At 42.2% G+C, this 11674-nt stretch carries 9 protein-coding genes and 1 tRNA gene; 9 read left to right on the top strand and 1 reads right to left on the bottom strand.

Going from position 1 to position 11674, the window contains the following annotated elements:
* Positions 1-314 precede the first annotated feature (314 nt).
* Positions 315-1712: a tetratricopeptide repeat protein gene (locus tag AAG747_RS00675; RefSeq protein ID WP_346819186.1), complete on the top strand. Its 1398-nt coding sequence runs from the start codon at positions 315-317 to the stop codon at positions 1710-1712.
* Positions 1713-1844: 132 nt separating this feature from the next.
* Positions 1845-2612 carry a phosphosulfolactate synthase gene (locus AAG747_RS00680; protein WP_346819187.1) on the top strand — a complete coding sequence of 256 codons (768 nt, stop codon included), beginning with the start codon at positions 1845-1847 and terminating at the stop codon, positions 2610-2612.
* A gap of 117 nt (positions 2613-2729) precedes the next feature.
* Here the strand turns inward: AAG747_RS00680 and AAG747_RS00685 are convergent, their stop codons facing one another.
* Positions 2730-4556: an ABC transporter ATP-binding protein gene (locus AAG747_RS00685; protein WP_346819188.1), complete on the bottom strand. Its 1827-nt coding sequence runs from the start codon at positions 4554-4556 to the stop codon at positions 2730-2732.
* A 304-nt stretch (positions 4557-4860) separates the two neighbouring features.
* On the opposite strand from AAG747_RS00685, the gene ccoS reads away from it, so the two are divergent.
* The 7 genes from ccoS (at position 4861) to AAG747_RS00720 (ending at position 11471) form a co-directional block, all read left to right on the top strand.
* A complete protein-coding gene (gene ccoS / locus AAG747_RS00690; protein ID WP_346819189.1) occupies positions 4861-5049 on the top strand; it encodes a cbb3-type cytochrome oxidase assembly protein CcoS in 189 nt (62 codons plus the stop codon).
* Positions 4994-7174 (top strand): cytochrome-c oxidase, cbb3-type subunit I, encoded by a 2181-nt coding sequence (gene ccoN, locus AAG747_RS00695; protein ID WP_346819190.1) that lies wholly within the window; start codon positions 4994-4996, stop codon positions 7172-7174. Before ccoS ends, ccoN begins: the two co-directional genes overlap by 56 nt.
* Before the next feature lie 220 nt (positions 7175-7394).
* Complete coding sequence (locus AAG747_RS00700; protein ID WP_346819191.1) at positions 7395-8276, top strand: cbb3-type cytochrome c oxidase N-terminal domain-containing protein; 882 nt, start codon at positions 7395-7397, stop codon at positions 8274-8276.
* Positions 8277-8510: 234 nt separating this feature from the next.
* A complete protein-coding gene (gene ccoG / locus AAG747_RS00705; protein ID WP_346819192.1) occupies positions 8511-9923 on the top strand; it encodes a cytochrome c oxidase accessory protein CcoG in 1413 nt (470 codons plus the stop codon).
* 104 nt (positions 9924-10027) lie between these two features.
* A complete protein-coding gene (locus AAG747_RS00710) occupies positions 10028-10468 on the top strand; it encodes a FixH family protein (protein WP_346819193.1) in 441 nt (146 codons plus the stop codon).
* Between the two features lie 66 nt (positions 10469-10534).
* Entirely contained in the window at positions 10535-11236 is a 702-nt protein-coding gene (locus AAG747_RS00715; RefSeq protein ID WP_346819194.1) for a sulfite exporter TauE/SafE family protein, read from the top strand.
* Positions 11237-11398: 162 nt separating this feature from the next.
* Positions 11399-11471: transfer RNA gene (locus tag AAG747_RS00720), tRNA-Thr, on the top strand.
* Positions 11472-11674 lie beyond the last annotated feature (203 nt).

The following is an 11674-nucleotide window of genomic DNA, read 5'->3' on the forward strand; positions in this document are numbered from 1 at the left end:
GTCAATATCTCAATTTTGAATTCCGGAACTTGAACGCAACGTTGGATTGGGTATGTACCCATATGAAAGAATAACCGAAGGCCTTTGAAAAAATGAAAGTGTATTCTTAATAGAGGTTGGTCCTGATTTAAGGGCATTTTAGCCGAAAGAAGCTCATACACCTGTCAGTCTAGTGAAGGGGGCTTCGGAAACAATCCCTCTCTCCGCTAGTGATTTGTGTAGAATCTTGATTATTTTTGCAGCGCTAAACCCAGGATTTTTGAATACATCAGGTTCTTGCTGGTTTAGTAAAATCATAACCAATAACATTGTTGATGGCGGATAACTTTAGAAGAGAAAAAGGTTTGGAAGAGGCGATAAAGCAGTTTGAAGAGATGCTTGCATCTAATCAATCTGTATATTTTGAACTCAATACTTTTGAAGAAATGATTGAGTATCTGTTTCAGACGGACCGCTTGGAAGTGGCCTTACAAGCGTGCGATGTTGCCACGGGTCTCTATCCTTTTTCTACAGATTTGCTCGTGATCAAAGCCAAAATTCTGCTTTCCATGACAGAGTTTGAAAAGGCTATGGAAACGCTCGAGCAAGCGGAAGTTCGTCAGCCGGAAGATTTTGAAATCCTGTTTTGCAAAGGCAATCTTTTTACCGTTTTGGGAGATTATCAGCAAGCGGTAGACTATTTTCAATTAGCCATTCCCAAAGCCGAAGACCAAGTAGATGTGCTGTATCAGGCCGGTTTGGTATTGCAAACGGCCGAGCAGTTTGAATTGGCCGTAATCTTTTACGAGCAAGCATTGGAACTGGAGTTAGGCTTTGAAGAAGTAGTTCATGAACATGCCTTTTGTAAGGAAATGATCGGTATGTTGCCTTCCTGTATCGATTTCTACCAAGAATATATAGACAAAAATCCCTATAATGCACCCGCCTGGAATAACTTGGGTGTCATCTATGCCAAACTAAATTACAGCAAAGAAGCCTTTGAAGCCTTTGAATACGCCACTTTGGTCGATGAAAATTATGCGGCAGGGCACTTTAATTTGGGGAATGCGTATTTTGACGTGGGGAAATTTGAAGAGGCCTATGAGTCTTTTCGTAAAACGGTGGAGTTAGAAGGGCCTTCGCCCGAGGTATATTGCTGCCTGGGCATGAGTAAAGAAAAGGCCGGAGACCTTTCCAATGCCATACGCTATTACAAATGCACCTTAGAGTTGGATAAAGAAAATGACGAAGCCTATTTCGGCTTGGGTAATTGTTTGCAAGCCCAAGGCAAATGGCTGTCTGCCGTTCATTTTCTGAATAAAGCAACTTCCTACAACCAGGAAAATGACCTGTATTGGTTGGCACTAGCCAATGCCGAATACCAACTGGGCAATGCTCAAGCGGCCTTGGAAGCTTACGAAAGTGCCAGTAAAATCAATCCGTATAACCCGGAGGTCTGGTTAAAATGGTCGGAAATCTATTTTCGCGATGCCAATTATCCCTTGGCTTTGGCCATCATACGCGATGGCCTGGAAGAACTGCCTGAGAATGCCGATTTGGTCTATAGAATTGGTGCTTATTATTTGGCCAGCGGTCATTTGGAACATGCTTGTCATTATCTAGAGACAGGCCTGTTATTAGACCATGACAAACATACGCAACTGTATGAATTTTTTACAGATATCGAAATGCAGAAAACGATTTATAAAATCATAAAGCAATTAAAAGCCTAGATATGGAACAAGTGGAATTGGCGTCAAGTGACGGACAATATACTTGTGGTGTATCTGGTATTGCATAACATCATGCTATAAGGCTATCGAGGTAGTTGGATATGTGATTCAAATTTTTACCAATTTTGTACTATGAACTTTTTTCTTAAGCAAATTCCTGAAAGGACACAAAAGCCTAGAGAGTACGGTTTTACCATGGCGATGGACAAGGGACTATCTCTTCGGGAAACAGAAGACATTTTGGAGTCGTCAGCCGATTATATAGACATCGTGAAGTTGGGATGGGCAACCTCTTATGTGTATCCTAAACTGAAAGAAAAATTACAGTTGTATAAAGAGGCCGGAATTCCGACTTATTTAGGCGGAACACTCTTTGAAGCCTTTGTGGTAAGAAATCAATTTGACGATTTCCGGAAGTTGTTGGATGACCTGGAAATGCAATTTACTGAAGTTTCGGACGGCTCTATCCAATTGCCACACGATCAGAAATGTGAATTTATCAGTACGCTTTCAAAACAGGTAACCGTCTTATCTGAAGTAGGCTCTAAAGATGCCGAAAAAATCATTCCTCCTTACAAATGGATCGAATTGATGCAGAAAGAACTGGATGCCGGAGCCTGGAAAGTGATCGGGGAAGCCAGGGAAAGTGGTAACGTAGGTTTGTTCCGTTCCACCGGGGAAGTTCGATCAGGGTTGGTAGAAGAAATTTTAACCAAAATCCCTTTTGAGAAAATTATCTGGGAAGCTCCTCAAAAAGCGCAGCAAGTTTGGTTTATCAAATTGATTGGAGCAAATGTAAACTTGGGGAATATTGCTCCCAACGAAGTGATTCCTTTGGAAACGATCCGTTTAGGTTTGCGTGGTGATACGTTTAATCACTTCCTTAGCGAAACGGTATAAGCATACAACCTAGATTAGAGAACTGTAGAGTAAACTTTCAATGCGAATGACAAGCATCTGTGTTGAGTTTGCTGTGCAGTTCTTTTTTTACCACTGTGCGGATATTTTTCCGGTCTTTTATTGTTCACTGAGCGCTTCTTCTTTCAAGTCGAATTGCAGTTGAATCAAATGGCTGTAAATTCCACTTTTGTCTTGTAATAACTCTTCGTGAGAGCCTTCTTCTACAATGGAACCTTCCTCCAAGACATAAATCCGGTCTGCTTTTCGAATGGTAGCCAGGCGGTGGGCAATGATAATACTGGTCCTTCCTTGCATCAATTCGTCCAATGCTTCTTGTACCAATGCTTCGGACTGAGCGTCCAACGAACTGGTCGCTTCATCGAGAATTAAAATAGCAGGATCTTTTAAAATGGCCCGTGCAATAGCAATGCGTTGCCGTTGCCCTCCGGAAAGTTTTACTCCTCTTTCTCCTACCAAAGTTTCCATTTTGTCAGGAAAAGAGTCGATAAAATCCAAGGCATTGGCTTTCCGGGCGGCTTCGTATATTTCCTCTTCGGTGGCATGGGGTTTTCCATAAGCAATATTTTCCCTAATCGATCCTCCAAAAAGAATCACTTCTTGAGGAACAATGCCAATATTGGCCCGGTACGTTTCCAATGGGTAGTCTTGAACGGCTTTGCCATCTATCAGGATTTGACCTTGATCCAACGAATAGAATTGTAAAAGCACTTGAATGACGGTGGATTTCCCCGCTCCGCTATGCCCTACTAAGGCGATTTTTTCGCCCGGTCGGATAGATAGATGAATGTCTTTTAATACATGAATTTCCTTTCGGGTAGGGTAGGAGAACGAAACGGAAGAAAACTCAATTTGTCCATCTAATCGCAGCTTGTTTTCAAAAGGTTTAGAATGAGAAAACTCATCCTCCAAGTTCAAAATTTCCAGCACTCGCTCAGAAGCTCCTACCGCTTTTTGCAAATTGCCGTATACATCGCCCAGGCCTCCGATCGAACCGCCTATAAACATGGTGTAAATAATAAAAGAAGTAAGATCGCCAATGGAAATACTCCCTTCGTGGACCATTTTTCCTCCAAACCAGAGTACTAATACAATACCACCCAAAAGCCCTAAGATGAGAAAAGAAACAAACGCTCCCCGGTACCGGGCTGCTTTTAAGGCTAATCGAATAGATTGGCCAAGTGCCTGGGAGTACCGGTTAATCTCGTGCTTTTCATTGGTAAAGGCTTTTACCATACTGACTGCTTGAAGAGTCTCTTCCACTACAATATTCGATTTGGCCAATGCATCCTGAGTAGCTTTGGACAAGCGTTGGATAAACTTACCAAACAGTAAGCCGGCCAGTACCAAAACGGGAAAGGTAGCCACCATAAACAAGGTGAGGCGGGCATTAGTAACTAAGAGCATCCCAATGCCAATTAAAAGCACACTGCTTTGCCGGACCAATTCGGCTAAGGTTACACTGAAGGCATTTTGTAAAGTGGAAATGTCTGCGGTAATGCGACTGGTGAGCTCTCCGGTTCTGCGTTGATCAAAAAAAGCGAGCGGGAGAAACATGAATTTCGTGTACAACGCTTTTCGGATGGCGGCCATAGCGTGCTCACTGACCCGGGCAAAAAAGAATATTCTGAAAAAAGAAAATATACTTTGCACTACTAACACACCTAATAAAGCTAAAGCAATCTGATTTATTTCGGTAAATAACCAGGTGGACTTGCCTGTAGAAACATCGACTAACTTTCCGGTCAGGTAAGGAAATGCCATCAGGATTGTACTGGAAAACAGCAAGCAAATAAATCCGGCAATAAAGGAGTTGCGATAAGGCAACATGTAGTGATAGATTCCCAGCAAACCCTTAAGGTTCTTTTTATTTAGTTTGATTTTTTCATTCTTTTCAGAAGAAGTATTTCTTCGAAATAATGCCATAGTCAATTGTGTTTTCTCCTTCTTCAAAGATAGTCAACAATATCCGGTAATCAGGACGGAATATGCTAAGCGACAAAAGTAGTAAACCCCGCTTCTTTATGCTTCATGCTGAAAAAGCATTCATCAGACAAATATTCTCCCTTAATCTATCTTGCTTACCTTCAATCCTTCAATCCTTCCTTCCTTCAACCTTCTGATATTAATATGATAAAGGTCATCAAATCTCTTTTTCCGAATATGACCAGGGTCATAAAATAGCAACTCCTCTCCGTCTAATTTTGATCCTAACTACTTCTCAAGCCTTATGAGCGTCATTTTTATCCTTATCGGAATCAGTCTGATTGTCGCCACTTGTTTTTTGGGGGCGTTTATTTGGTCTGTAAAATCCAATCAATACGAAGATACCTATACACCAAGTATTAGAATTTTATTTGAAGATGATCACAAAAGTACAACAACCAGATCTGAGTCAACGTCAGAAAGAGGTGCGTAATATAGAGCATTTCGAGTACGACAATGCTGTTGTCAGGAAGTTTGCCATTGCAACCACCGTCTGGGGGCTGGTGGGGATGTTAGTCGGGTTGCTAGTGGCATTACAGATGACCAGCCATATTTTTAATGTTCTTGAACTGCCGCAATTAACCTTTGGCCGGCTTCGCCCATTGCATACCAATGCAGTGATTTTTGCCTTTGTGGGGAACGGTATTTTTATGGGGGTGTACTATTCCTTACAGCGCCTTTGTAAAACCCGTATGTTCAGCGATGTGTTGAGTAACCTTCACTTCTGGGGGTGGCAACTGATTATTGTTTCTGCGGCCCTGACTTTACCGTTTGGTTTTAGTTCCTCCAAGGAATACGCTGAGTTGGAATGGCCTATTGATATTGCCATCACCGTAGTGTGGGTGCTGTTCGGTATCAATATGTTGGGCACGATTCTGAAAAGAAGGGAGAGGCACCTGTATGTGGCTATTTGGTTTTATTTGGCTACCTGGGTGACAGTGGCGGTATTGCATATTGTCAACAACATTGAATTACCGGTTTCCTTTTTTAAAAGTTACCCGGTATATGCAGGGGTGCAGGATGCCTTGGTACAATGGTGGTACGGTCATAATGCGGTAGCCTTTTTCCTGACGACTCCGGTATTAGGCTTGATGTACTACTTTATCCCAAAAGCTGCCAACCGGCCGATCTACTCTTACCGCCTTTCGATTATTCACTTTTGGGGGTTGATCTTTATTTATATCTGGGCAGGTCCTCACCACTTGTTATACACCGCTTTGCCTGACTGGGCTCAATCTCTGGGAACGGTCTTTTCTGTGATGTTGATCGCTCCGTCATGGGGAGGAATGTTGAATGGCTTGTTGACCTTGCGGGGAGCTTGGGACAAAGTACGGGAAGAGCCGGTATTGAAGTTTTTTGTAGTGGCGGTGACCGCCTATGGGATGGCGACTTTTGAAGGGCCGATGTTGTCGTTGAAATCGCTGAATGCCATTGCTCACTATACTGACTGGATTGTGGCTCACGTACATGTAGGTGCTCTTGGTTGGAATGGTTTTATCACTTTTGGAATCCTCTATTGGTTAATCCCTAAATTATACAAGACAAAACTTCACTCTACCAAACTGGCCAATTTCCATTTCTGGATCGGTACACTGGGAATCGTCTTTTATGTCGTGCCTTTGTATTGGGCCGGTTGGACACAAAGTTTGATGTGGAAAGAGTTTACTCCTGACGGATTTTTGAAATACCCTAACTTCTTAGAAACTGTCATTCAAATTCTTCCTATGTACAAACTCAGAGCACTGGGTGGAGCATTGTACCTTGTTGGGGTGATTACCATGATTTACAACTTGGCCAAAACCATGGGTGCGGGAACCTTCCAAGCAAACGAAGCGGCCAGTGCCCCGGCTATGGAAAAGAAATACACCGAAAAAGATCACCACTGGCACCGTTGGATCGAAAGAAGACCGGTACAAATGACGATCTGGAGTTGTGTAATGATTTTGGTAGGAACCATTGTAGAGTTTGTGCCGACTTTCTTAGTGCAGTCCAATGTGCCCACAATCAGCTCTGTGAAACCTTATACTCCACTGGAATTACAAGGTAGAGATATTTATGTGGAAGAAGGCTGTTATACCTGTCACTCTCAAATGGTACGGCCTTTCCGCTCAGAGGTGGCGCGATATGGCGATTACTCAAAAGCCGGAGAGTTTATTTACGATCATCCGTTCCAATGGGGATCAAAACGTACCGGGCCCGACTTGCATAGAGTGGGCGGAAAATACCCTGACTCTTGGCATTACAAACATATGTTCGACCCACGAACCATGTCACCAGGCTCTATCATGCCGGCTTACCCTTGGTTGATCACCAACAAATTGGATACGGCTAGCACCGCAAGCAAAATTTCGGCAATGCAAACCTTGGGAGTGCCTTACCCAAGAGGTTACGAACACCAGGCAAATCAAGATTTGATGGCTCAGGCACAAGAAATTGTCAAAAGCTTGAAAAACGATGAGATCGCGGTAGAGCCGGATACGGAGATTGTTGCCTTGATTGCCTATTTGCAACGCCTGGGCACGGATATCAAAAACGCAGAAAAAGTACCCGATAAATAAACCTGTAGCGGGTAGCTCTACTGCCCGCTTTTAATACTTTTCACTATGTATAAGGATGTTTTACGATCCATTGAGGGAATAGATATTTTTCCAGTCATCGGGCTGATTTTATTCTTCCTTTTTTTCAGTGCCTGGATCTTATATGCTTTGAGCTTGAAAAAAGACGATTTGAATGAGTTAGAAAGTATGCCTCTTGATTTTGAAAACAATGATTGTCAACATGAAAAAAACTAAACAATATATCCGTAGATCGCTGTTTGTAGCAATGGGCCTTTTGGGAGGGAGTCAGGCTTTCGGGGCGGCAGAACAAGAAACCGCTTCTGCTTTGATGACTGAATACGACCTGGCGTTGATCGGTATCTTGATGATCGTAGGCCTATTGGTCATATTAGCCTTGGTACTCTTGTTCCAAATCCTGGCGGTATACCGCATTTTAATACATAAAATGGACCCTTCGTCCGACTCCAAAGAAGAGGCTTCGGAAAGTTTCGAACAATGGTTTTGGAATAAATTTAACAAAGCCATACCTGTGTCCAAGGAAGAGAATATTATGCTTGATCACGCTTATGATGGGATTAAGGAATTGGACAACGATTTACCACCTTGGTGGAAATACGGTTTCTATGTAACCATTGTCTTTTCGGTGGTATACCTGTTTATCTTTCATTATGGAAGCACTGATCCGGTTTCGGTTGGGGAGTTTAAAACGGAAATGGCAATAGCCGAAGCGGAAGTCCAGGCGTATTTGGCAAAAGCCGAAAGCTCAATCAATGAAAATAATGTTGAGTTGATCAGTGAAGAAGCAGGAATTTCTGCCGGAAAGAAAATTTACGATCAAAATTGTAAAGTATGCCATGGTGGAGCCGGTGAAGGAGGGGTAGGGCCGAATTTGACAGATGAGTATTGGTTGCATGGCGGTTCGGTTAACGATGTCTTTAAAACTGTTAAATACGGAGTGAAAGAAAAAGGAATGTTGCCGTGGCAAGACAAACTCAAGCCGAAGCAAATTCAGGAAGTTTCAAGCTTTATTTTGACTTTACAAGGTACAAATCCTCCCAATCCTAAAGCACCTCAAGGAGATAAATATGTACCGGAAAGCTAATCCGCCTGTTTGATACCTATTACTTTTATTAATACCTAATTGTTCCCCTCCTTTTCTTTTAAAGGAGGGGAGCCCGGTAGGGCAAGCCAAGAGGACATAATGACTTTTCCCCTGGTATCAACTTACTACCTATTGACCATAGTTGCTCGACCATCATTGTGTTTTTTCATTCGAAAAGATAACAAACCTTTTCAATTACTAACTAACTTCTTAATCATCTAAAAAAGCGTTGCAATGGCTACTACAAATAGCAAATACCAAGAAAACTTCCGCGATGCTATATCCACGGTAGATACCAGTGGAAAGCGGGTTTGGGTGTATCCTAAAAAGCCCGGAGGCCGCTACTATACTTGGAGAAAGTGGACCAGCTACCTCTTATTAGCCTTATTGTTTTCCGGCCCTTTTTTGAAAATTGGTGGTCAACCTTTATTGATGATGAATATCCTTGAGCGGAAGTTTGTCATCTTTGGAAGTCTGTTTACCCCACAGGATTTTCACATTTTTGTATTGGGAATGATTCTCTTTATCATTTTCATTGTGGTGTTTACGGTAGCATTTGGCCGGATTTGGTGCGGTTGGGCCTGTCCCCAAACGATTTTTATGGAGATGGTTTTTCGCCGGATTGAATATTGGATTGAAGGCGATGCCAACCAACAAAAGAAATTAAATGCGGCTCCCTGGACTTCCGAAAAAATCCGGAAAAAGACTTTTAAATATTCCATTTTCTTCTTCTTGTCTTTTCTGATTGCTAATACATTTTTAGGGTATATCGTAGGGGGTGACCGCCTGCTCGCCATGGTAACACTTCCTCCGGCAGAAAACTGGACTATTTTTACTGCATTGGTCATATTTACCGGGGTCTTTTATTGGGTATTTGCCAGTTTCCGTGAGCAAGCTTGTACAACTGTCTGCCCTTATGGGCGCTTGCAAGGTGTATTACTGGTAAAAGAAACCATCAACGTTGCTTATGATTACCTGAGAGGAGAGCCTAGAGGAAAATTAAAGAAAAATAAAGTTACGGAAGCCAACCAGTCACAAGGAGATTGTATCGATTGTAAATTATGCGTACAAGTATGTCCTACGGGAATCGATATTCGTAACGGTGTACAACTGGAATGTGTGAACTGTACTGCTTGTATCGATGCTTGCGATAACGTGATGGATAAAATCGGAAAGCCCCGCGGGCTTATCCGCTATGCTTCTGAAGAAAATATCGAAGCGAAAAAGCCTTTTCAATTTACGCCAAGATTGATGGGGTACACAGCCATATTGGTTGTGTTACTCAGTGTAATCGGTTATTCCTTGACTTCCAGAGGAATTGTTGAGACAACAGTGTTAAGAGCTCCCGGGCAAATGTTTCATAAAGCAGAGAATGGAAATATTCGCAATTTATATACAGTACAAGTTGTGAACAAAACCTCTGAGGATTTGCCTATTGAGTTGAAACTCAAACAACCGGAGGGAGGAACAGTTGAAATCGTAGGCGAAACCATTCTTTTGAAAGCCGAACAAAATGTAGACGGAGCTTTCTTTATTGAATTGCCTGTTGATAAACTGAAAGGAATGAAAACACCTATCGAGATGGAAGTTTATACCGATGGGAAGTTTTTGGAAAGCGTATCCACCACGTTTTACGGGCCTAATTAATTCAGAAATCTACCTCTAAAAAAGTAGAAAGGCCTGGAAGGGAGAATTCAAAATCTACCTCCGGCCTTTAACTATCAGTCCTTCAAACCTTAAATTATACATCCATGAAATTCAACTGGGGACACGGCATTACACTCGCTTTTATCATCGTTTGTTCAACCTTTTTGACTGCCGTTTATCAAACAACGAACCATCCGCATCACTTGATGGTAGAAAATTATTATGAAAAGGAGTTGGTGTATGACGAACAGATGGAAAAGGTCAGAAATGTACAAGAACTAGGAGTGAAACCTACCTTGCAATATGATACCTCGATGCAGGCCATCTTGGTAAATATTCCCGGTGGAACCGGTGAAGGAGGAAAGATTACCTTTTTACGTCCTTCCAATCCTCAATGGGATTTTGAAATAGCATTGGGAAATAGTGGACAAACACTTCAATCTGTACAGGCCCGGAAAGTACAATCCGGTATGTGGAAAGTAATGATTGAATGGACAAAAGATGGAAAAGCCTTCTACGATGAACAGACTTTTGTGAAACCATAGCTTGCCAGATGACTGGCTTAACAAAAGTTTTTAAAGAAAAAATTCTATGACGAACCTTACATAGATATGGTATGGACAGCATTTCTTTTGGGAATGATGGGCAGCTTTCACTGCCTGGGTATGTGTGGCCCTATTGCTTTAGCCATTCAGGGGAAAACGCAAAATACCTGGAAACTTTTGATAGAGCGCTTACTATATAATTTGGGAAGAGCCTTTACCTATAGTCTACTGGGAGCGATAGCCGGACTTATCGGACAAAGCCTGGCTTTTGTCTTAGGTTATCAATTGTATATTACCTTTTTGTTAGGGGTTTTTATGCTTTGCGTAGGCCTTTTTGCAATCAATCCGGATCATTTGTTATCTCGCTTGCCTTTGATAGGTAGTTGGATGAATTGGGTCAGGCAACAGTTAGGGCTCTATTTGAAAAAAGCAGGTTTCTCCACGTATTTTACCATCGGGATGCTCAATGGTTTTTTGCCCTGTGGTTTGGTCTATATGGGTTTGACCGGGGCCTTGGCCAGTGGAAATGCCCTTAACGGGATGGGGTATATGTTTCTGTTTGGGTTGGGCACTCTACCGATGATGTTTAGTGTTGCGGTAGCTGGTAAGTTTGTCCAATTGCACATCCGGAACCTGGTCAAAAAACTCTACCCTGTCCTGTTCATTGCTATGGGAGTGTTTTTTATGTACCGGGCCTGGCATATTCATCAACAGTCCGGTCAACTACTTTCCGGAAGAAATCCCCAACAAGAAATGCTTTGTCAATGAAAGGATCGCAGGAAAGAAAGTTTTTGATCATTTTTAGTTAGAAAAATCTATTTGTAAATCAGATAGTTATATTTTAATTGGAAAAAAGATTAAAAAAATAAGGGGAAAGTGTTTGAAAAGAAACCCAAACGATTATATATTTGCATCACCTTTTTAAAGGATGCCTCCTTAGCTCAGCTGGTAGAGCAACTGACTTGTAATCAGTAGGTCACTGGTTCGATCCCGGTAGGGGGCTCAAAAACGAAGCAGCTACAAGCAATTGTAGCTGTTTTTTTATGCCCAGTAGTATCAAAACTTGTTACTCCTATATAACTTTTATTGAGGCTTTCCTCCCCCTTAACTCATTTGTTAGGGAACAGGCTTGAGATCAGTAGGTCACTGGCGGCAGCCGCTGCAAGAAATTTCCCTACTGTGTTCCTATGTTACTACTGTGGACCT

Origin of the sequence: Rapidithrix thailandica (assembly GCF_039710355.1) — a bacterium.
In the GTDB taxonomy this organism is placed as follows: Bacteria; Bacteroidota; Bacteroidia; order Cytophagales; family Flammeovirgaceae; genus Rapidithrix; species Rapidithrix thailandica.

What these genes read in the sequence shown, in the direction of transcription:
- AAG747_RS00675 (WP_346819186.1), top strand. Translation starts at nt 315, where the DNA reads ATGGCGGATAACTTTAGAAGAGAAAAAGGTTTGGAAGAGGCGATAAAG.
- AAG747_RS00680 (WP_346819187.1), top strand. Translation starts at nt 1,845, where the DNA reads ATGAACTTTTTTCTTAAGCAAATTCCTGAAAGGACACAAAAGCCTAGA.
- AAG747_RS00685 (WP_346819188.1), bottom strand. Translation starts at nt 4,556, where the DNA reads ATGGCATTATTTCGAAGAAATACTTCTTCTGAAAAGAATGAAAAAATC.
- ccoS (WP_346819189.1), top strand. Translation starts at nt 4,861, where the DNA reads ATGAGCGTCATTTTTATCCTTATCGGAATCAGTCTGATTGTCGCCACT.
- ccoN (WP_346819190.1), top strand. Translation starts at nt 4,994, where the DNA reads ATGATCACAAAAGTACAACAACCAGATCTGAGTCAACGTCAGAAAGAG.
- AAG747_RS00700 (WP_346819191.1), top strand. Translation starts at nt 7,395, where the DNA reads ATGAAAAAAACTAAACAATATATCCGTAGATCGCTGTTTGTAGCAATG.
- ccoG (WP_346819192.1), top strand. Translation starts at nt 8,511, where the DNA reads ATGGCTACTACAAATAGCAAATACCAAGAAAACTTCCGCGATGCTATA.
- AAG747_RS00710 (WP_346819193.1), top strand. Translation starts at nt 10,028, where the DNA reads ATGAAATTCAACTGGGGACACGGCATTACACTCGCTTTTATCATCGTT.
- AAG747_RS00715 (WP_346819194.1), top strand. Translation starts at nt 10,535, where the DNA reads ATGGTATGGACAGCATTTCTTTTGGGAATGATGGGCAGCTTTCACTGC.